The sequence below is a fragment of the Citrobacter sp. Cpa228 genome, assembly GCF_030333085.1.
GTDB lineage: Bacteria > Pseudomonadota > Gammaproteobacteria > Enterobacterales > Enterobacteriaceae > Citrobacter > Citrobacter pasteurii.
Window position 1 is genome coordinate 215,370 of the sequence record NZ_JAOWGQ010000042.1, and the last position, 20,398, is coordinate 235,767.

Sequence of the window (20,398 nt, forward strand, 5' to 3'; positions counted from 1 at the left end):
TTCCTAAAATACCTCGCCCACACGCGTCTTTGCATTACTTTACCCGTCGCCCCTTTGACCTTTCCCTAAGGGCAAGCTTTATAGTGAGCCAGTCTGTATTCCACAATGTTCACAAGGAATTGAAGCTATGTCGAAATCCTCATTGCTGCTGGTTTTAGGTTTACTCACCACCGGTAGCGCGTTCGCCGCAACCCCTGAAGCCACTTTTTTGGCGGAACACGGGCTCAGCGGGAAATCCGTCGAGCAAATCGTCGAGGCGATTGACCAATCTCCCCAGAGCCGACCACTGCCCTACTCGGCATCCATCACCAGCACTGAACTAAAGCTCTCTTCGGGCGATCAGATCTATACCCTGCCGCTCGGCGATAAGTTCTATCTGTCGTTTGCCCCCTATGAGTGGCAAACACATCCTTGCTTCAACCACAGTCTTTCTGGCTGCCAGGGCGAAATGCCGGAGCAGACATTCAATGTCAAAGTCACGGATAACAAGGGTGATGTAGTGCTACAAAAAGAGATGAAGAGCGGTCGAAATGGCTTCGTCGGGGTTTGGCTACCGCGCAATATGGCAGGCACCATCGCAGTAAGCTACAACGGTAAAACAGCGGAGTATCCTATTAAGACCATGGAAGACAGCCAGACCTGTCTGACTAAATTACAGCTGCGCTAACAACATAAAAAAATGCCGGATGGCGCAATGCTTATCCGGCCTACTGGTGTTTATCTCGTAGGCCGGATAAGGCGAAGCCGCCATCCGGCATTTTCTAAGTCAGCTCAGGACCGTTACTGCAGCAGCGAAATATCCGCCACGCGCAGGAACAGTTCGCGCAGTTTTTCGAGCATGGAGAGACGGTTGATACGCAGATCTTTATCTTCTACGTTGACCATCACTTTCTCGAAGAACGCATCAACCGGCTCACGCAGTTCCGCTAACTCAACCAGCGCTTCCTGGTAATGGCCAGCGGCGAAAACAGGCTCCAGCTTATCGCGCAGCACCACAACCTGCATCGCCAGCGCAATTTCTTCCGGCTCTTTCAGCGTTGCCGCATTCACACGGTCATTCAGCGTTTCTTCAGACTTCGCCAGAATATTTGATACGCGCTTGTTGGCTGCAGCCAGCGCGGACGCGGCCTCCAGCGTACGGAAGTGCGAAACCGCCTTCATACGTGCGTCGAAATCAGCCGGACGAGTTGGACGACGCGCCAGCACAGCCTGAATGGTATCGACGGTGTAACCTTCGTCCTGATACCAGGCGCGGAAGCGACCGAGCATAAAGTCGATAACGTCATCAACCACTTTCGCGTTGGTCAGCTTGTCGCCATACAGACGAACAGCCTCTTCCGTCAGCGTTTGCAGATCCAGATTCAGGTTCTTCTCAACGATGATACGCAGCACGCCCAGCGCGGCACGACGCAGCGCAAACGGATCTTTGTCGCCTTTCGGATGCTGACCAATACCGAAGATACCCGCCAGGGTGTCCATCTTATCGGCAATCGCCACGGCACAAGCCACCGGGTTAGACGGCAGGTCATCACCGGCAAAGCGCGGCTGATACTGCTCGTTCAGCGCCACAGCAACATCTTCCGCTTCACCATCGTGACGCGCGTAATGCATCCCCATCACACCCTGGGTGTCGGTGAACTCGAAGACCATGTTGGTCATCAGGTCACACTTGGACAGCAGGCCAGCACGCGTTGCGTGGTTAACGTCAGCGCCAATTTGACCAGCAATCCAGCCCGCCAGCGCCTGGATACGGTCAGTCTTGTCGCGCAGCGTACCTAGTTGCTGTTGGAACAGCACGGTTTGCAGACGCGGCAGATTGTCTTCCAGACGTTTTTTACGGTCGGTATTGAAGAAGAATTCGGCATCCGCCAGACGCGGACGAACCACCTTCTCGTTACCGGAGATAATCTGGGTCGGATCTTTCGATTCGATGTTGGCAACGAAGATAAAGTTAGGCAGCAGTTTGCCGTCGTTTGCGTAAACCGGGAAGTACTTCTGGTCACCTTTCATGGTGTGTACCAGCGCTTCAGACGGAACCGCAAGGAATTTCTCTTCGAACTTCGCGGTCAGCACGACCGGCCATTCAACCAGCGAGGTGACCTCTTCCAGCAGGCTTTCGCTCAGATCGGCGTTGCCGCCAATTTTGCGTGCCGCCTCTTCAGCATCGGCTTTGATTTTCGCTTTACGCTCAGCGTAATCGGCAATCACTTTGCCGCGCTCACGCAGAATTTCCGGATACTGATCGGCAGAATCGATGGTGAATTCCGGTTCGCCCATAAAGCGATGGCCGCGGATCACGCGATCGGACTGGATACCCAGAATCGTTGCCGGAATGACTTTGTCGCCCAGCAGCAGGGTCACGGTGTGAACCGGACGCACGAAGTGAACGTCAGACGCGCCCCAGCGCATCAGTTTCGGGATCGGCAGCTTCGCAAGCGAAGTGGTAATCATGTTCGGCAGCAGCGTTTCTGCGCTTTCGCCTTTCACGTGCGCGCGATACAGCAGCCACTCGCCTTTGTCGGTGGTCAGACGCTCAGCCTGATCAACCGTGATACCGCAACCGCGCGCCCAACCTTCTGCCGCTTTACTCGGTTTACCTTCAGCATCAAACGCCTGGGCAATGGCCGGGCCGCGTTTTTCAACTTCACGATCGGGTTGAGATTCTGCCAGGGCAGCGACTTTCAGCGCCAGACGACGTGGAGCGGCAAACCACTCAACATTGCCGTGCGCGAGGCCAGCGTTGTCCAGCTCCGCGGTAACGTTCGCAGCAAAGGACTCAGCCAGGCTGCGCAGTGCTTTTGGTGGCAGCTCTTCAGTGCCGATTTCCACCAGAAAAGTTTTCTCAGACATGGCCGCCTCTTATTTGTCTTTGTTGCACATCGGGAAGCCAAGGGCTTCACGGGAAGCGTAGTAAGCTTCTGCCACTGCTTTGGTCAGGGTGCGAATGCGCAGGATATAGCGCTGGCGCTCGGTGACGGAGATGGCTTTACGCGCATCCAGCAGGTTGAAGCTATGGGCGGCTTTCAGAATACGTTCATACGCAGGCAGCGGCAGCGGGTTTTCCAGCGCCAGCAGCTGCTGGGCCTCTTTTTCGTACTGCTCGAAGCAGGTGAACAGGAAGTCCACGTCGGCGTATTCGAAGTTGTAAGTGGATTGCTCCACTTCGTTCTGATGGAACACGTCGCCGTATGTGGTTTTACCCAGCGGGCCGTCGCTCCAGACCAGGTCGTAAACGCTGTCTACGCCCTGAATGTACATGGCCAGACGTTCCAGACCGTAGGTGATTTCCCCGGTTACTGGTTTACATTCCAGACCACCAACCTGCTGGAAGTAGGTGAACTGCGTCACTTCCATGCCGTTCAGCCACACTTCCCAACCCAGACCCCAGGCACCCAGCGTCGGGTTTTCCCAGTTATCTTCCACGAAACGAATATCGTGAATGGTCGGGTCCATACCCAGCTCTTTCAGAGAACCCAGGTACAGCTCCTGAATGTTGTCCGGTGACGGCTTAATCACTACCTGGAACTGATAGTAGTGCTGTAAGCGGTTCGGGTTTTCGCCATAGCGGCCATCGGTCGGACGACGGGAAGGCTGCACATAAGCAGTCGCCATCGGTTCCGGCCCCAGCGCACGCAGGCAGGTCATTGGGTGAGATGTCCCCGCGCCGACTTCCATGTCCAATGGTTGAACAATGGTGCAGCCCTGGCGAGCCCAGTAATCCTGTAAGGTCAGGATCAAGCCCTGGAAGGTCCTGGTATCAAACTTTTGCATATTATTTCGTGCTGGATACGTGTGGATTTAAAGGAAGCGGTCAGTATACCCGCTGGCTGCAAGATATACAGTACGAAACGGGAAAAAGGGGGAACTTAGCGCATGGAAAGGTGCAAAAACTGCCCGTCTGCGTCAAATGAGCAGACAAAACTCTCTTTGCGGAAGGTAGAACCGCGCATCTCATAGCTACCCTGAAATTGCTCAAGACCGGTGATAGCAATTTTCTGGACGCCCGTATTATAAAGCTCCGATGCTTCACTTTTGCACAATGACTCCATATCCAGCGAACGCGTGGCAGTAATTTTGCCCTTTTGCGCTTTCTGCACGGGTGTTGACGATTGTGGATCGGCGCACCCCACCAGCAGCAGCGTGAGGATTGCTGGAAAGAAATACTTCATCATCATTTTATTACCGCCTGGTTTGCTGGTCAGTCTTATTATTAGTGTCTGGGAACGGATCCTATTGTGAGAATCTCCCCAGGTCATCACAAGCTTTAGCGTAATAACTCGGATTAATCCAGTGAGCGATGTCCGCAAATACTGGTCAGACTTTTTTTAATGAAAACAGAGGAACTGATGCAGCCCAAAATTTACTGGATTGATAATCTGCGCGGGATCGCCTGTTTAATGGTCGTGATGATCCACACCACGACCTGGTATATCACCAATGCGCAAAGCGTCAGCCCGGTAAATTGGGATCTGGCCAACGTGCTCAATTCCGCCTCTCGCGTCAGCGTCCCGCTGTTTTTTATGATCTCGGGTTATCTCTTTTTCGGCGAACGCAGCGCCAAACCGCGCCATTTCACGCGCATCGCGCTCTGCATTCTGTTTTACAGTAGCGTGGCGCTGGCCTACATCCTGCTGTTTACCTCGATCAACGCTGAGCTGTCGCTGAAGAACCTGCTGCAAAAGCCGGTGTTCTACCACCTGTGGTTTTTCTTCGCTATTGCCGTTATCTACCTGGTATCCCCGCTTATTCAGGTGAAAAATGTCAGCGGAAAAATGCTGCTGGCATTGATGGTGGTGATAGGCGTGATTGCCAATCCCAATACCGTCTCGCAAAAAATTGGCGGCTTTGAGTGGCTTCCCATCAACCTGTACATCAGTGGCGATACGTTCTACTACATTCTGTACGGCATGCTGGGCCGGGCGATTGGTATGATGGACACGCAAAAGCGCTCACTCACCTGGCTCTGCGCAGCGTTGTGTCTCGTCGCCGTGTTTGTTATTTCCCGCGGGACGCTACATGAGCTCCAGTGGCGAGGCAATTTTGCCGATACCTGGTATCTCTACTGCGGACCAGCGGTGTTTATTTGTGCCGCCTCACTTCTGACGCTGATCAAAAACACGCTCAGCACGCGCACACTGCCGGTACTGGGCCTTATTTCCCGCCACTCATTAGGAATTTATGGCTTTCATGCGCTGATCATTCACGCGCTGCGCACCAACGGCATTGAGCTCAAAAACTGGCCACCGCTGGATATACTGTGGATTTTTAGCGCCACGCTGGCAGGAAGTTTACTGTTGTCCATATTGTTGCAGCGCATCGATACGCGCAGGCTGGTAAGTTAATCCCCCGTATTTTGCAGGCGCAACAATAAAATTTGCCCCCATAAACAAACAAAGAACGCCGCCGGGTAAAGCCCCTTTTCGAGGGGCGCTAATGGAGCGTTCCACACCCCCACCAGCAGCAATCCTACCGTGATAAGAGCCACCATCTGACATACAGAGACGAAGCGTTCGTCGTCCTGATCGAGATTTTCAGCACGCTGATAAACATATGTCACAAACATTCCCGTCATCAGCACGCCGAAAAAATAGCCTTTGCCACTCAGCAACGGGCATGCCCGCCATAAGCCAATAACATAAATCAGTGCGCCAGAAAGGAATAATATCCATAGCAACAGCCTTGTTGTCTTCATTGGGATCTCCTTATCCATCATGGATACAATATGAATAACCCGCTAAAGACAACACAGAAAAATGCCACTGCGCAGGACTTTCAGAATAAATTCATGCGCGTTAATTATTTATTGGATTGAAATATATATTTGATAAATCCCCTCTGTTTACCAGAGGGGATTTAGGGTCAGGACATCAGCGGTTGTAATTGCTGATAGATTCGGCGGAAGGTTTCTCGACGCTGTTGGTAAAGAGCATGACGCCCGGCGTCAGGATAATGCGCCTGCTCCAGCGTAAGCTGAGGCAACAGGTCAGATAATGGTCGTTGCGGATTGATGGCAATTTGCGCCAGGCGCGCCGCACCGAGTGCAGGGCCAACGTCACCGCCGGTACGGTAATCCAGCTGCAATCCGCTAATGTCAGACAGCATTTGACGCCAGTATTCACTGCGCGCCCCGCCGCCAATCAGCGTAATACTGGCGGGCTGCACGCCACAGGCATGTACCACATCCATCCCATCAGCTAAAGCAAATCCCACACCTTCCAGTACCGCTCGCGCCAGTTCTGCCGGGCCATGCTGATGCGTCAGGCCAAAAAGGACGCCCTTCGCCTGCGGGTTATTGTGCGGCGTACGTTCACCTGAGAGATAGGGCAAGAACCAGACCGGTTCAGCCTGCTCATTTGCCTGCTGTGCGGCATCAATCAGCGCAGGTACGCTTGCCATCCCGGTTAATTTTGCCGCCCAGTCGAGACAGGATGCGGCGCTCAGCATCACTGACATCAGATGCCACCGTTCAGGCAGTGCGTGGCAGAAGCTGTGTACCGCACTTTCTGGTTTACTGAGAAAACCGTCGCTTACAGCAAAGTAGACACCGGACGTGCCCAATGACAGCATTGCCTGGCCTGCATTCATCATCCCTACGCCAACCGCACCCGCCGCGTTATCGCCACCACCCGCCACAACCGCAACCTCTGACATGCCCCAGGATTGCGCGACACCAGGCAACAGCGTTCCGGTAATCGCACTGCCCTCGTACAAGGTCGGCATATGTGCGCGAGTCAGTTGACACGCAGACAACATGACGTCACTCCAGTCACGTTTCGCGACATCCAGCCACATCGTACCTGCGGCATCCGACATATCGCTGGCAAACTCTCCGGTCATACGCAGACGCAGGTAATCCTTCGGCAGCAGGACTTTATCAACCTGGCCGAAAATGTCCGGTTCATGGCGCTGAACCCACAGCAATTTAGGGGCGGTAAAGCCAGGCATCATCAGATTGCCGGTAATCATACGAGATTGCGGCACCTGATTTTCCAGCATCACGCATTCTTCGGCGCAGCGACCGTCATTCCACAGGATTGCCGGACGCAGAACCTTCTGCTGCTTATCAAGCAGCGTCGCGCCGTGCATCTGCCCGGCAAGACCTAACGCCTTTACCTCGCAGAGTGAATGCTGCTGACCCAACGTTTTTACAGCACGATCCGTCGCCAGCCACCACTGTTCAGGATCCTGCTCCGACCATAATGGATGAGGCCGAGAGACGGTGAGTTTCTCCGTGTGCGAAGCGACCACATCGCCCTGCTCGTTGAGCAGGATGGCCTTTACGCCTGATGTACCAAGATCTATCCCGATATACATAGGGTATCGTTCCTTAAAGAAAGGCCCGGTAGCGAATCGCTATCCGGGCTTACGGACGTACTCAGCAGTCCATTATTTGTCAAACAAATAATGGTTTACCAGATTTTCCAACTGTTCCTGATGGCCGCTCTGATGCACCGGTGCCAGGTTATGTTGTTCAGCGTACTGCGCAATTTCCGTCAGCGTCATCTGACCTTTCAGAATTTGCTGACCCAGCTCACCATTCCAACCGGCATAACGTTTTGCCACGCGCTGATCCAGGCCACCGTCTTCAATCATACGGGCCGCAATTTTCAGCGACAGCGCCATGGTATCCATCGCACCAATATGACCATAGAACAGATCGTATTTATCAGTACTCTGACGACGGACTTTGGCATCAAAGTTCAGGCCACCAGTGGTAAAACCGCCCGCTTTCAGGATTTCGTACATCACCAGCGCATTCTCTTCTACGCTGTTCGGGAATTGATCGGTATCCCAGCCCAGTTGTGCGTCGCCACGGTTCGCGTCGACGGAACCAAATAGCCCCAGAGCAATCGCCGTAGCGATTTCGTGGTGGAACGAATGGCCTGCCAGCGTGGCATGGTTGGCTTCAATATTCAGTTTGATCTCTTTTTCCAGACCGAACTGCTTCAGGAATCCGTAAACGGTCGCGGCATCGTAATCGTACTGGTGCTTGGTCGGTTCCTGCGGCTTCGGTTCGATCAGTAAGGTGCCCTGAAAACCTGTTTTGTGTTTATGCTCGACCACCAGTTGCATAAAGCGGCCAATCTGCTCACGTTCCTGACGCAGATCGGTATTCAGCAGTGTTTCATAACCTTCACGACCGCCCCACAGAACGTAGTTTTCGCCACCTAACTTATGCGTGGCATCCATAGCCGTAACCACCTGCGTGGCCGCCCAGCTGAAGACTTCCGGATCCGGGTTTGTTGCCGCACCCGCGCCGTAGCGTGGGTTGGTAAAGCAGTTTGCCGTTCCCCACAGCAGCTTCACGCCGCTCTGTTCCTGTTTTGCCGCCAGCACATCAACCATCTGCGCAAAGTTGTTTTTGTACTCTTTCAGTGACGCGCCTTCAGGCGAGACGTCAACATCATGGAAGCAGTAGTAAGGCACGTTCAGCTTGTGGAAGAACTCAAATGCCACATCCGCTTTGCGTTTCGCCAGCGCCAGTGCTTCACCCGGCTGCTGCCACGGACGATCGAAAGCGCCCATACCGAACATATCCGCGCCGTTCCAGCAGAAAGTGTGCCAGTAGCAGGCGGCAAAGCGCAGATGTTCTTCCATGCGCTTACCCAGCACAATTTCATCAGGGTTGTAATGGCGAAATGCGAGTGGGTTAGTGGATTTTGTACCTTCAAAACGAACGCGATCGAGTTGGTCAAAATAAGCCTGCATAATAAGCTCCATAATCAGGTAATACGGCAAGTAAACTGCGATACAGTCATACTGGAATTTCCTGATTTATTGCTCAATTACGTTATTTCACACCGCCATTAAGAGAATACCCAAATGTGCGCTGGCTCCCAAAAATGCACACTGAATAAGCAATTAAAAAAGCGATCTCGCTCGGCTCTTCATCAATAAACAAAAAACCGTAATACACAGATAAGAAATGACAATTGTCTTCCTGGTCGTGGTGTGTGAATTTTGCGTAGCGTTACGCAAATAAGAAATTTGTCACGCTTCATCAAGTAGTCGCACCTGCGGTTTTGGTAGTATCGACAGGCCACGTTAACCTTTCAGGATAGGCTCTTATGTTTGATAAACGACACCGCATCACTCTATTATTTAATGCTAATAAAGCCTATGACCGCCAGGTGGTAGAGGGCGTAGGTGAATATTTACAGGCATCACAATCCGAGTGGGATATATTCATTGAGGAAGATTTCCGTGCCCGTATTGATAATATCAAAGACTGGTTAGGCGACGGTGTTATTGCTGATTATGACGATGATGACATTGCGCAATTACTTGCCGATGTCGATGTTCCCATCATCGGCGTTGGGGGTTCCTACCATCTTGAAAGCGATTATCCACCCGTCCATTACATTGCGACCGATAACCATGCGCTGGTGGAAAGCGCTTTTCTGCATCTGAAAGAAAAAGGGGTCAACCGATTCGCATTTTATGGTCTGCCCTCTTCCAGCGGCAAGCGCTGGGCTGCCGAGCGTGAATATGCCTTTTGCCAGTTGGTCGCCAAAGAGAAGTACCGTGGCGTTGTCTATCAGGGGCTGGAAACCGCACCAGAAAACTGGCAACACGCGCAAAATCGACTGGCAGACTGGCTGCAAACTTTACCCCCGCAAACCGGTATTATCGCCGTGACTGATGCGCGTGCGCGGCATGTTCTGCAGGCCTGCGAGCATTTGCATATCCCGGTGCCGGAAAAACTGTGTGTTATTGGGATAGATAACGAAGAACTCACCCGCTACCTGTCCCGCGTCGCGCTGTCATCCGTTGCTCAGGGCGCACGACAGATGGGCTATCAGGCAGCAAAACTTCTGCACCGCTTACTGGCGAATGAAGAACTGCCGCTGCAACGCATTCTGGTGCCTCCGGTACGCGTCGTTAATCGTCGTTCAACCGACTATCGCTCACTGACCGATCCCGCTGTCATTCAGGCAATGCACTTTATCCGCAACCATGCCTGTAAAGGCATCAAAGTCGAGCAAGTGCTGGATGCTGTCGGGATTTCACGTTCGAATCTCGAGAAGCGCTTTAAAGACGAGGTCGGGGAGACCATCCACGCCGTGATTCATGCCGAAAAACTGGAAAAAGCGCGTAGCCTGTTGATCTCCACGACGCTCGCGATAAACGAAATATCACAAATGTGCGGCTACCCGTCGTTGCAGTATTTCTATTCCGTTTTCAAAAAAGAATACGACACGACGCCAAAAGAGTACCGTGACATGAACAGTGAGGTATTGCTGTAGGGGGAATTGGCCGGATGGCGGTTTCGCCTAATCCGGCCTACAGAGCGGCTCACAGGCCTGATAAGCGTCGCGCCATCAGGCCTGTGGAATTACATATGCGCGGCAATTAAACGCTGGTTATCCTGATACATGGCGAACAGATAGTTGTTGTAGCTCTGTCCTTTCGTGGAATAACCCTTCAACTTATGGATCATCGCGGTGGCGGTGACTTCCTGATCGGCCTTTCGCAGCTGCACGCGTGACTTACGGAAAGAAGAGTAAGCCGGATGCGTGTTCAGGTTAATGACATAGGCATTCACCGACTCTTTTACCGATTCAAACTGTGAGTAGCCTTTCACCTTACCGGGTGCATTGTTGCAGCGGCCTTTGACACATTTCATGCCAAACAGGTTGTTATTGCTACGCGCCAGTTTCGATGTGCCCCAACCGCTTTCAGCCGCAGCCATAGTCGCCACCATACTGGTAGGAATGATGTCTACGCGCTCAAGCAGCGTATTCCATGGAATTTTACGCGTGTTACCAGACCAGCTCACCTTGTAGCGTTTCGCGATATCTTTCATACGCGTACGCTCAGTTGGTGACCAGCGATTCTGGTACTGCTTTGAGATCAGCCAGTTACGGTCCGCCGTAATGGCAGCATTTTGACTGGTAATATAAGGCATAACCGTCCGGAGAAACGCTTTTTTCCTTGGTGTTCCGGAAGGGTATTTTCGCAAATCAGGAAGTGAACTACTCTTTGCACTATTGCGAGAATACTCTTGTTTACTGCTTACCTGTGTATTACTTGCCTTGATTACCTGGGGCTTATGATTCGTTGTCGCCGTGTGTGTCTTTGCCAGCACCTCACCCGAAAATGCAACGGTGAGTAACATAAGAATCATTGCCCCATATCGTCGAATGGGAGTCAATATCATTAGGTCTCCTGGTCGGATTTAAACATTCCAACACCTTATATTTTTCACAAAAATGAGAGATGAATCTCAAATCATATCAAAAATAGCCGTCAAGAGCACCCAAAGGAATAGTCCAATTCTGAAACTATGTCACGTACAAACCGTTCCGGGTGCGGTTAATTCGAAGAAAATGTGGAGGTTATCGCAAAACCAGGTCGTTTTTTGCGCGCGATCGCTCACCCTCATCTCTCATCCGGGCAGAATCGACGCTAAGGATGAGTTTCCGCTCTGATTTCACTGGCAAACTGGCGTAAATCGCAGCATCAAGGACAGCATTATGAAACTTGTCGCCGTTGCGCTGGTATTACTGCCCGGCATTGCCATCGCCTCATCATGGACTTCTCAGGAATTTCCTACCTTCGAAGCGGAAGGTACGGGTAAATTCGTCAGCCATGCAGCGTTGACGAAGGGTACTCGCCCTTTGACCCTGAATTTTGACCAACAGTGCTGGCAGCCTACAAATGCCATTAAACTCAATCAGATGCTGTCGCTAAAACCCTGTGAAGGCACACCGCCACAGTGGCGTTTATTTAAAGACGGCGATTACACATTGGAAGTCGATACCCGCTCCGGTACACCGACGCTAATGCTGTCAGTAAAAAACGAGGCTGATCCCGTCACCGCCCAAATCCGCCAGTGCCCAAAATGGGATGGCTCGCCGCTGACGCTGGATGTGAGCCAGACATTCCCGGAAGGCGCCGTGGTACGCGATTACTATAGCCAGCAAACGGCAACGGTGAAAAACGGGTCGATTACCTTACAGCCCGCCGCAACCAGTAACGGGCTGTTGCTGCTGGAACGGGCAGAAACCGATGCCCCTGCCGCCTTCGACTGGCATAACGCCACGGTATATTTCGTCCTGACGGACCGCTTTGAAAACGGCGATCCGACTAATGATCACAGCTATGGACGTCGCAATGACGGTATGCAGGAAATTGGTACCTTTCACGGAGGAGATTTACGCGGGCTGACCAACAAACTCGACTACCTGCAACAATTGGGCGTCAACGCCTTGTGGATCAGCGCGCCGTTTGAACAAATCCACGGCTGGGTTGGCGGTGGTACTAAAGGCGATTTTCCCCACTACGCCTATCACGGTTACTACACCCAGGACTGGACCACGCTCGACGCCAATATGGGTAACGAGGCCGACCTGCGCGCGCTGGTTGATGGCGCGCATCAACGCGGCATCCGCATTCTGTTTGATGTGGTGATGAATCATACCGGCTACGCCACGTTGGCGGATATGCAGGAGTATCAGTTTGGGGCGTTGTACTTGTCAGGTGAGGAACTAAAAAAAACGCTCGGTGAACACTGGACGAACTGGAAACCCGTGTCCGGGCAGAGCTGGCACAGTTTTAATGATTACATCAACTTCAGCGATAAAGCCGGCTGGGAAAAATGGTGGGGGAAAAAGTGGATCCGTACCGATATTGGCGACTACGATAATCCTGGCTTTGATGACCTGACCATGTCGCTGGCGTTCCTGCCCGATCTGAAAACCGAATCCACCACACCTTCCGGGCTGCCAAACTTTTATCAGCACAAGCCGGATACGCACGCCAAAGCCATTGCCGGTTACACGCCCCGGGATTATCTGACGCACTGGCTCAGTCAGTGGGTCCGTGATTACGGGATTGACGGTTTTCGGGTCGATACCGCCAAACACGTCGAACTTGCTGCCTGGCAGCAGCTAAAAACACAGGCCAGCGCGGCGTTAGTCGAATGGAAGAAAGCCAACCCGGACAAAGCGCTGGATGATAAACCCTTCTGGATGACCGGCGAAGCCTGGGGTCACGGCGTAATGCAAAGCGATTATTACCGTCACGGCTTCGACGCGATGATCAATTTCGACTATCAGGAGCAGGCGGCAAGGGTCGTCGATTGTCTGGCAAATATGGATCTCACCTGGCAACAAATGGCGGAGAAACTGCAGGACTTCAACGTCCTGAGCTATCTCTCCTCGCACGATACGCGTTTGTTCCGCGAAGGTGGAGACAAAGCCGCCGAGTTGTTGTTGCTGGCACCTGGTGCGGTACAACTTTTTTACGGTGACGAGTCGGCACGACCTTTCGGCCCAACCGGTTCAGACCCGTTACAGGGTACACGCTCGCAGATGAACTGGCAGGATGTGACCGGGAAATCTGCCACCAGTGTCACGCACTGGCAGCGTATTAGCCAGTTCAGGGCTCGTCATCCCGCAATCGGAGCGGGTAAACAAACCACGCTGTCATTAAAACAGGGATACGGATTTATCCGCGAACACGGCGACGATAAAGTCATGGTCGTGTGGGCCGGTCAACCCTGAACCCAACAGGCTTCTCATGCCCAACGGCGCGGGAAGCCAGATTCAATATAAAAAACTATCCAGAAAAAAATCTGCAGCACAAAACATCAATTCAGCTCTGTAGGCCTGATTTGCACCCCGCCATAGGTAGCGCTATGGTTAGCCACTTTAATACTGAGTTCGACAGACCACCTGCTATGACATTCTCACTTTTTGGCGACAAATTTACCCGCCATTCAGGCATCACACGCCTGATGGAGGACCTCAACGACGGTTTACGCACCCCAGGCGCCATCATGCTCGGCGGCGGTAATCCGGCACAAATTCCAGAGATGCAAAATTACTTTCAATCTCTGCTGGCAGATATGCTGGAAAACGGCAAAGCCACTGATGCGCTTTGTAATTATGACGGTCCACAAGGTAAAACCGAGCTACTGTCTGAGTTGGCGAAACTACTACGTGAGAAGTTGGGTTGGGATATAGAGCCACAAAATATTGCACTGACAAATGGTAGTCAAAGCGCGTTTTTCTACTTATTCAATCTGTTCGCCGGACGCCGCGCTGACGGAACAACACAAAAAGTGTTATTCCCATTAGCCCCGGAATACATTGGCTATGCCGATTCCGGGCTGGAAGAAGATCTTTTCGTCTCCGCACGTCCGAACATCGAACTGTTACCGGAAGGTCAGTTTAAGTATCACGTTGATTTTGAACACCTGCACATCGGTGAAGAGACGGGCATGATCTGCGTGTCACGTCCGACCAACCCGACAGGCAACGTGATCACCGATGAAGAGCTGATGAAGCTGGACCGGCTGGCCAACCAGCATGGGATCCCGTTGGTGATTGATAATGCCTATGGCGTACCGTTCCCCGGCATCATCTTTAGCGAAGCACGCCCGTTGTGGAACCCTAACATTGTGCTGTGCATGAGCCTTTCGAAGCTGGGTCTGCCCGGTTCACGCTGCGGCATCATTATCGCCAATGAAAAAATCATCACCGCCATTACCAATATGAACGGCATCATCAGCCTTGCACCTGGCGGAATGGGCCCGGCAATCATGTGTGAAATGATTAAGCGTAACGACCTGCTACGTCTGTCCGAGACGGTGATCAAACCGTTTTATTACCAGCGCGTTCAGGAGACAATTGCGATCATTCGCCGCTATTTATCTGAAGATCGCTGCCTGATCCATAAACCAGAGGGCGCGATTTTCCTGTGGCTGTGGTTCAAAGATTTGCCCATCACGACTGAACTACTGTATCAGCGCCTGAAAGCGCGCGGCGTACTGATGGTTCCCGGAGATTACTTCTTCCCAGGGCTGGATAAACCCTGGCCGCATACGCATCAGTGCATGCGCATGAACTACGTGCCAGAGCCGGAGAAAATCGAAGCGGGAGTGAAAATTCTGGCTGAAGAGATCGAACGCGCCTGGCTGGAAGGCTGATGATAAACCCGACCCTACCACGGGTCGGGCTCATTTCACAGCGGCTGGGAACGTAGACGCTGTTTCTGGACGCTGACCGCATCTATACACTGCAACGCGCTGGTCGGGCAGGCTTCGACACACGCGGGTCCCGCCTCACGGTGCCAGCACAAATCGCATTTTATCGCCTGCACCCGCGACGAGCGGGCGACGACATTCATTGCCCCAAACGGGCAAGCCAGCATACAGCTTTTACAGCCAATACAACGCGCCTGTTCAACGAAGATATGCCCATGTTCACGACGAATAGCATACGTTGGGCACACGTTAGCGCAGGGAGCATCTTCGCATTGATGACAAGCGACCGCCGTCGTAAAAGCGTCATCTTTGATCACGCGGATCCGCGGAGTAAACGCAGTGGAAGAGACCGATGCGCAGTCCTGGTTTTGCTGATGCGCGACGACACAGGCCACCTCGCAGGTGCGACACCCAATACATTTTGCCGCATCCGCCATAATAAACGCGTTCATTGCCCCCCTCCCTCTGCGTGAAAACCACAGAGTGCCAGAGAGGTTGCCCCTGTCGCTTTGATCGGACAGGGGAAATGGTTAAATTTTGTCAGGTGACTGAACGACGCCAGGCATACGCCTAATCGCGAACGCTAAAACCCAGCTCATTGGAAATGGCCTGCGCGGTTTCCCGCAGCGGCTTGAGTAAATTCTTTTCTCCGACCTGCTTCAGGCGCGAGGTAGAGAGTGAAATCGATACCGAGTACGGCACCCGCCCATGAATATCAAACACCGGCACGGCAATGCAGGAAACGCCCAGCTCGTTCTCTTCCCGATCCATTGCCATGCTGCTTTCGCGGATCTGCGCCAGCTCATCGTACATGGCCGGTAAACCAGTAATCGTATTGCGGGTCAGCGGCTGAATCAGATCCTGATGGCTCTGCCAGTAAGATTCCACATAGTCCGGATGACCAAATGCCATATAAATTTTGCCCATCGCCGAGCAATACAGCGGCATATGCTGACCGATATAAGCGCGGGTACGCAGCATGCCCGTCGTCGGCTCCAGCTTATAAATCAAAATCGCATGGTCGTCTTCACGACTGGAGAAGTTGATAGTTTCACCGGTGGCGATATTCAGCGCTTCAAGGTGCGGCGCAGCAACATGGATGATGTTCAGTGACGACAACGCCTTCTGACCCACGGCAATAAATTTGGTGGTCAGGCGATAACTCCCTGCCGCTGGCGCGGGGGTGACATACCCACAGGATTGCAGCCCTTGCAGCAGTCGATGCACGGTACTTTTGTTCAGCCCTGCCAGTTCAGACAAATGCGCCAACGGGCAACCATTCGGATAGTTGCTCAAAATCTCAATCAACATCAAACCACGGAACAGGCTCTGACTTCCGGCTGGCCTCTCTTTGTCTTGCGTCATCTCACTCTCTTTTGTGCCCATCATTTCCGCTCCCCTTTTCGTCGCGCTCTGATGGTAGCGCAAAGTGTGTTTCAGTTCACGATCTGAACCGAAAAAATACAACCATTTGATTTTAATGATTTTAAAAAACATGGCACCCCGTTGATCTGTCAAAACTTGATCGCTATATTTGAAATCAGATTTCGCATAGTGAAATTTAGAGATAAAAAAGCGATCAAATTTAAACAAGGAAACAGGAATGAAAGTCACTTTTGAGCAGTTGAAAGAAGCGTTCAATCGGGTACTGCTGGCACGCGGTATCGCCGCTGAAACCGCCGATGCCTGTGCCGAAATGTTTGCCCGTACCACCGAGTCCGGTGTGTATTCGCACGGCGTCAACCGTTTTCCCCGTTTCATTCAGCAACTGGATAACGGTGACATCATTCCTGAGGCCAAACCGCAGCGCATTACCAGCCTGGGGGCAATTGAGCAGTGGGATGCCCAACGTTCGATCGGCAATTTGACGGCGAAAAAGATGATGGATCGTGCCATTGAACTGGCCTCCGATCACGGTATTGGCCTGGTCGCGCTGCGTAACGCCAACCACTGGATGCGCGGCGGCAGCTATGGCTGGCAGGCGGCGGAGAAAGGCTACATCGGTATCTGCTGGACCAACTCCATTGCCGTGATGCCTGCATGGGGTTCTAAAGAGTGCTGCATCGGTACTAACCCGCTGATTGTTGCCATCCCCTCCACGCCGATCACCATGGTCGATATGTCGATGTCGATGTTCTCCTACGGCATGCTGGAAGTTAACCGTCTGGCGGGCCGTGAACTGCCGGTGGACGGCGGGTTCGACGATAAAGGTAATCTCACCAGAGAACCTGGCGTTATCGAGAAAAATCGCCGTATCTTGCCAATGGGTTACTGGAAAGGTTCAGGTCTGTCGATTGTGCTGGATATGATCGCCACCCTGCTTTCAGACGGTTCTTCCGTGGCTGAGGTCACCCAGGACAACAGCGATGAATATGGCGTTTCACAGATTTTCATCGCCATTGAAGTAGACAAGTTGATCGACGGCGCCACCCGCGACGCCAAACTGCAGCGCATTATGGATTTCATCACCGCCGCTGAACGCGCAGATGAAAACACGCCTGTCCGCCTGCCGGGCCACGAGTTTACCAAGCTGCTGGAAGAAAACCGCCGCAACGGTATCACCGTTGATGACAGCGTCTGGGCCAAAATTCAGGCGTTGTAAGGAGTCAGAGTATGATCTTTGGACATATCGCTCAGCCTAACCCGTGTCGTTTACCCGCGGCGATTGAAAGGGCGCTCGACTTTCTGCGTAGCACAGACTTCCGCAAACTGGAACCGGGCGTGGTGGAAATCGACGGTAAAAATATCTTCGCGCAGATTATCGATTTAACCACGCGTGATGTTGCCGAAAATCGCCCGGAAGTGCATCGCCGCTACCTGGATATTCAGTTTCTGGCCTGGGGTGAAGAAAAAATCGGTATCGCGATTGATACCGGGAATAACCCAATCAGCGAATCGTTATTAGAACAGCGCGATATTATTTTTTATCACGCCAGCGAACATGAATCATTCATCGAAATGGTTCCGGGAAGCTACGCCATATTTTTCCCGCAGGATGTTCACCGCCCTGCATGTCATAAAACTGTCGCCACGGCGATCCGCAAAATAGTTGTGAAGGTTGCTATTTCAGTTTTATAAAAGGAGCACAACATGAGCGTTAATAATGCCGGTTATATTATCGGTGCGTACCCCTGTGCACCCTCATTTCACCAAAAGAGTGAAGAGGAAGAGAAGGAATTCTGGCGGCTGCTCGCCGATACCCCGGATATTCGCGGTCTGGAGCAGCCCTGCCTTGAACATCTTCACCCGTTAGGCGACGAATGGTTATTGCGTCATACGCCGGGCGACTGGCAAATCGTGGTCACCGCCATTATGGAAACCATGCGCCGTCGCGGCGCAAACAGCGCTTTTGGTCTGGCTTCCAGCGACGAAGAACAACGTACAGCCTGCGTAGCGTATTACCGTCATCTGCAGCAGAAAATCAACCATATCAATGCAATCCACGCCGGAAAAGTGATTGCGCTGGAGTTGCATGCCGCACCCAATGCCAGCAATCCAAATGTTGCGCAGGCCACCGACGCGTTTGCCCGTTCGCTGAAAGAGATTACCTCCTGGGACTGGTCCTGCGATCTGGTGCTGGAACATTGCGATGCCATGACCGGCATTGCGCCGCGCAAAGGCTTTCTGCCGTTAGACAATGTGCTGGAGGTCATTGCCGGGTATGACATCAGCGTGTGCATTAACTGGGCGCGATCGGCCATTGAAGGACAGAACCCCGCTCTGGCGCTGACCCACACACAGCAGGCCAAACGGGCTGGAAAACTGGGCGCGTTGATGTTCTCCGGCACCACAATAACGGGAGACTACGGCGAGTGGCAGGACTTACATGCCCCATTTGCCCCGTTCTGCCCACAAAGCCTGATGACCACCGACCATGCCCGCGAATTATTCGCCTGCGCAGAAGCCGAACCATTGCAATTTGCCGGTATAAAATTGCTGGAAATAAACGCCAATGCAGATGTGAACCATCGCGTAGCAATATTGCGCGACGGTATCGCCGCATTAAATAAAGCAAAACTATAAAAATAAAATACTACTCTACGAGAATATTAATATGAACATGACCTCTCGCCCTACACTCAAAGATATACCCCGTCAGCGCTGGCTGCGGATTATTCCACCTATTCTCATCGCCTGTATTATTTCTTATATGGACCGCGTCAATATCGCTTTCGCGATGCCGGGCGGAATGGATGAGGAATTAGGTATTTCCGCCACCATGGCAGGACTGGCGGGCGGTATTTTCTTTATCGGTTATCTGTTTTTACAGGTTCCCGGTGGAAAAATTGCCGTTCACGGCAGCGGCAAGAAATTTATCGGCTGGTCGCTGGTTGCCTGGGCGGTGATTTCCGTCCTCACGGGGTTAATCACTAATCAGTACCAACTGCTGGTTCTGCGCTTTTTACTCGGCGTTGCCGAAGGCGGCATGTTGCCGGTGGTGCTGACGATGATCAGTAACTGGTTCCCCGACGCCGAGCGTGGTCGCGCCAATGCGATCGTGATTATGTTTGTGCCGATTGCCGGGATCATTACCGCCCCGCTCTCAGGCTGGATAATCACCGTTCTCGACTGGCGCTGGCTGTTCATTATTGAAGGTTTGCTTTCCGTCGTTGTACTGGTGTTGTGGGCCTATACCGTTTACGACCGTCCACAGGAGGCGCGCTGGATCTCTGAGGCCGAGAAAAATTATCTGGTCGAAACGCTGGCCGCCGAACAAAAAGCCATTGCCGGAACCGAAGTCAAAAATGCCTCTCTGGGCGCGGTGCTTTCCGATAAAACCATGTGGCAGCTCATCGCGCTGAACTTCTTCTATCAGACCGGGATTTACGGTTACACCCTGTGGCTGCCGACCATCCTCAAAGAGTTGACGCACAGCAGCATGGGACAGGTCGGTATGCTCGCCATTCTGCCGTACGTCGGGGCCATTGCCGGGATGTTCCTGTTCTCTTCTCTTTCTGACCGCACCGGCAAACGCAAGCTGTTCGTCTGCCTGCCATTGATTGGCTTTGCCCTGTGCATGTTCCTCTCCGTGGCGCTGAAAAATAACGTCTGGCTGGCTTATGCCGCGCTGGTCGGCTGCGGCTTCTTCCTGCAATCGGCAGCGGGCGTGTTCTGGACCATTCCGGCACGTTTATTCAGTGCGGAAATGGCCGGTGGCGCACGCGGGGTCATCAACGCGCTGGGTAACCTCGGTGGCTTCTGCGGTCCTTACGCGGTCGGCGTACTCATCACCCTGTATAGCAAAGATGCGGGAGTTTACTGCCTGGCTATCTCACTGGCTCTGGCCGCGCTGATGGCGCTGCTGCTGCCAGCCAAATGCGACGCCGGTGCCGCTCCGCTAAAGACACTGAATCCACATAAACGTACAGCGTAAAACAATGCCCGGTGGCGCTTCGCTTACCGGGC

At 52.8% G+C, this 20,398-nt stretch carries 18 protein-coding genes; 9 read left to right on the plus strand and 9 right to left on the minus strand.

Features of this window, described 5'->3' with window-relative positions:
* The first annotated feature begins 127 nt into the window (after positions 1-127).
* Positions 128-667 carry a copper-binding periplasmic metallochaperone CueP gene (cueP, locus tag OGX91_RS08635; protein WP_005133818.1) on the plus strand — a complete coding sequence of 180 codons (540 nt, stop codon included), beginning with the start codon at positions 128-130 and terminating at the stop codon, positions 665-667.
* Positions 668-780: 113 nt separating this feature from the next.
* Here cueP and glyS read toward each other — a convergent pair whose 3' ends face one another.
* From glyS to OGX91_RS08650, 3 genes are all read right to left on the minus strand, one after another.
* Positions 781-2,850 (minus strand): glycine--tRNA ligase subunit beta, encoded by a 2,070-nt coding sequence (glyS, locus tag OGX91_RS08640; RefSeq protein WP_149691858.1) that lies wholly within the window; start codon positions 2,848-2,850, stop codon positions 781-783.
* 9 nt (positions 2,851-2,859) lie between these two features.
* Positions 2,860-3,771, minus strand: a complete 912-nt coding sequence (gene glyQ / locus OGX91_RS08645; RefSeq protein WP_001168551.1) for a glycine--tRNA ligase subunit alpha — start codon at positions 3,769-3,771, stop codon at positions 2,860-2,862.
* Between the two features lie 95 nt (positions 3,772-3,866).
* Positions 3,867-4,175 (minus strand): YsaB family lipoprotein, encoded by a 309-nt coding sequence (locus OGX91_RS08650; protein ID WP_005133815.1) that lies wholly within the window; start codon positions 4,173-4,175, stop codon positions 3,867-3,869.
* 171 nt (positions 4,176-4,346) lie between these two features.
* On the opposite strand from OGX91_RS08650, the gene OGX91_RS08655 reads away from it, so the two are divergent.
* Positions 4,347-5,342 carry an acyltransferase gene (locus OGX91_RS08655; protein ID WP_040231778.1) on the plus strand — a complete coding sequence of 332 codons (996 nt, stop codon included), beginning with the start codon at positions 4,347-4,349 and terminating at the stop codon, positions 5,340-5,342.
* On the opposite strand, the gene yiaB is transcribed toward OGX91_RS08655, so the two are convergent.
* The 3 genes from yiaB to xylA all read right to left on the minus strand — a co-directional run bounded on the left by yiaB (position 5,339) and on the right by xylA (position 8,709).
* A complete protein-coding gene (yiaB, locus tag OGX91_RS08660; protein WP_137378631.1) occupies positions 5,339-5,692 on the minus strand; it encodes an inner membrane protein YiaB in 354 nt (117 codons plus the stop codon). The two genes, OGX91_RS08655 and yiaB, sit on opposite strands and share 4 nt — an antisense overlap.
* A gap of 167 nt (positions 5,693-5,859) precedes the next feature.
* Positions 5,860-7,314, minus strand: a complete 1,455-nt coding sequence (gene xylB / locus OGX91_RS08665; protein ID WP_005120527.1) for a xylulokinase — start codon at positions 7,312-7,314, stop codon at positions 5,860-5,862.
* Positions 7,315-7,386: 72 nt separating this feature from the next.
* A complete protein-coding gene (gene xylA / locus OGX91_RS08670; RefSeq protein WP_005120526.1) occupies positions 7,387-8,709 on the minus strand; it encodes a xylose isomerase in 1,323 nt (440 codons plus the stop codon).
* A gap of 359 nt (positions 8,710-9,068) precedes the next feature.
* Here xylA and xylR point away from each other — a divergent pair, with 359 nt between their 5' ends.
* The gene (gene xylR / locus OGX91_RS08675) at positions 9,069-10,247 is read left to right on the plus strand and encodes a D-xylose utilization transcriptional activator XylR (protein WP_048213671.1); all 1,179 of its coding nucleotides are present in this window, start codon (positions 9,069-9,071) and stop codon (positions 10,245-10,247) included.
* Positions 10,248-10,336: 89 nt separating this feature from the next.
* On the opposite strand, the gene OGX91_RS08680 is transcribed toward xylR, so the two are convergent.
* Positions 10,337-11,161: a protein bax gene (locus OGX91_RS08680; protein WP_040231614.1), complete on the minus strand. Its 825-nt coding sequence runs from the start codon at positions 11,159-11,161 to the stop codon at positions 10,337-10,339.
* Positions 11,162-11,477: 316 nt separating this feature from the next.
* Here OGX91_RS08680 and malS point away from each other — a divergent pair, with 316 nt between their 5' ends.
* Both malS and avtA read left to right on the plus strand, forming a co-directional pair.
* Entirely contained in the window at positions 11,478-13,508 is a 2,031-nt protein-coding gene (gene malS, locus OGX91_RS08685; RefSeq protein ID WP_286625981.1) for an alpha-amylase, read from the plus strand.
* Between the two features lie 176 nt (positions 13,509-13,684).
* On the plus strand, positions 13,685-14,935 hold the full coding sequence (gene avtA / locus OGX91_RS08690) for a valine--pyruvate transaminase (RefSeq protein WP_005120517.1): 1,251 nt from the start codon (positions 13,685-13,687) through the stop codon (positions 14,933-14,935).
* A gap of 35 nt (positions 14,936-14,970) precedes the next feature.
* On the opposite strand, the gene OGX91_RS08695 is transcribed toward avtA, so the two are convergent.
* Together OGX91_RS08695 and yiaJ are read right to left on the minus strand one after the other, a co-directional pair.
* Complete coding sequence (locus OGX91_RS08695; protein ID WP_040231611.1) at positions 14,971-15,444, minus strand: 4Fe-4S dicluster domain-containing protein; 474 nt, start codon at positions 15,442-15,444, stop codon at positions 14,971-14,973.
* Positions 15,445-15,562: 118 nt separating this feature from the next.
* Positions 15,563-16,378 carry an IclR family transcriptional regulator YiaJ gene (yiaJ, locus tag OGX91_RS08700; RefSeq protein ID WP_040231776.1) on the minus strand — a complete coding sequence of 272 codons (816 nt, stop codon included), beginning with the start codon at positions 16,376-16,378 and terminating at the stop codon, positions 15,563-15,565.
* Positions 16,379-16,595: 217 nt separating this feature from the next.
* Between yiaJ and yiaK the strand changes: the two genes are divergently transcribed.
* From yiaK to OGX91_RS08720, 4 genes are read left to right on the plus strand one after another with little or no spacing between them, the layout of a single operon-like run.
* On the plus strand, positions 16,596-17,594 hold the full coding sequence (gene yiaK / locus OGX91_RS08705) for a 3-dehydro-L-gulonate 2-dehydrogenase (RefSeq protein WP_040231609.1): 999 nt from the start codon (positions 16,596-16,598) through the stop codon (positions 17,592-17,594).
* An 11-nt stretch (positions 17,595-17,605) separates the two neighbouring features.
* Positions 17,606-18,070 carry a YhcH/YjgK/YiaL family protein gene (locus tag OGX91_RS08710; RefSeq protein WP_155021706.1) on the plus strand — a complete coding sequence of 155 codons (465 nt, stop codon included), beginning with the start codon at positions 17,606-17,608 and terminating at the stop codon, positions 18,068-18,070.
* Between the two features lie 12 nt (positions 18,071-18,082).
* Positions 18,083-19,015: a DUF4862 family protein gene (locus OGX91_RS08715; RefSeq protein ID WP_286625983.1), complete on the plus strand. Its 933-nt coding sequence runs from the start codon at positions 18,083-18,085 to the stop codon at positions 19,013-19,015.
* 31 nt (positions 19,016-19,046) lie between these two features.
* Positions 19,047-20,366, plus strand: coding sequence for an MFS transporter (locus OGX91_RS08720; protein WP_003837687.1), 1,320 nt, complete (start codon positions 19,047-19,049; stop codon positions 20,364-20,366).
* Positions 20,367-20,398 lie beyond the last annotated feature (32 nt).

Coding starts and splice junctions, on each gene's coding strand:
- cueP (WP_005133818.1), top strand. CDS start 128: ATGTCGAAATCCTCATTGCTGCTGGTTTTAGGTTTACTCACCACCGGT.
- glyS (WP_149691858.1), bottom strand. CDS start 2,850: ATGTCTGAGAAAACTTTTCTGGTGGAAATCGGCACTGAAGAGCTGCCA.
- glyQ (WP_001168551.1), bottom strand. CDS start 3,771: ATGCAAAAGTTTGATACCAGGACCTTCCAGGGCTTGATCCTGACCTTA.
- OGX91_RS08650 (WP_005133815.1), bottom strand. CDS start 4,175: ATGATGATGAAGTATTTCTTTCCAGCAATCCTCACGCTGCTGCTGGTG.
- OGX91_RS08655 (WP_040231778.1), top strand. CDS start 4,347: ATGCAGCCCAAAATTTACTGGATTGATAATCTGCGCGGGATCGCCTGT.
- yiaB (WP_137378631.1), bottom strand. CDS start 5,692: ATGAAGACAACAAGGCTGTTGCTATGGATATTATTCCTTTCTGGCGCA.
- xylB (WP_005120527.1), bottom strand. CDS start 7,314: ATGTATATCGGGATAGATCTTGGTACATCAGGCGTAAAGGCCATCCTG.
- xylA (WP_005120526.1), bottom strand. CDS start 8,709: ATGCAGGCTTATTTTGACCAACTCGATCGCGTTCGTTTTGAAGGTACA.
- xylR (WP_048213671.1), top strand. CDS start 9,069: ATGTTTGATAAACGACACCGCATCACTCTATTATTTAATGCTAATAAA.
- OGX91_RS08680 (WP_040231614.1), bottom strand. CDS start 11,161: ATGATATTGACTCCCATTCGACGATATGGGGCAATGATTCTTATGTTA.
- malS (WP_286625981.1), top strand. CDS start 11,478: ATGAAACTTGTCGCCGTTGCGCTGGTATTACTGCCCGGCATTGCCATC.
- avtA (WP_005120517.1), top strand. CDS start 13,685: ATGACATTCTCACTTTTTGGCGACAAATTTACCCGCCATTCAGGCATC.
- OGX91_RS08695 (WP_040231611.1), bottom strand. CDS start 15,444: ATGAACGCGTTTATTATGGCGGATGCGGCAAAATGTATTGGGTGTCGC.
- yiaJ (WP_040231776.1), bottom strand. CDS start 16,378: ATGGGCACAAAAGAGAGTGAGATGACGCAAGACAAAGAGAGGCCAGCC.
- yiaK (WP_040231609.1), top strand. CDS start 16,596: ATGAAAGTCACTTTTGAGCAGTTGAAAGAAGCGTTCAATCGGGTACTG.
- OGX91_RS08710 (WP_155021706.1), top strand. CDS start 17,606: ATGATCTTTGGACATATCGCTCAGCCTAACCCGTGTCGTTTACCCGCG.
- OGX91_RS08715 (WP_286625983.1), top strand. CDS start 18,083: ATGAGCGTTAATAATGCCGGTTATATTATCGGTGCGTACCCCTGTGCA.
- OGX91_RS08720 (WP_003837687.1), top strand. CDS start 19,047: ATGAACATGACCTCTCGCCCTACACTCAAAGATATACCCCGTCAGCGC.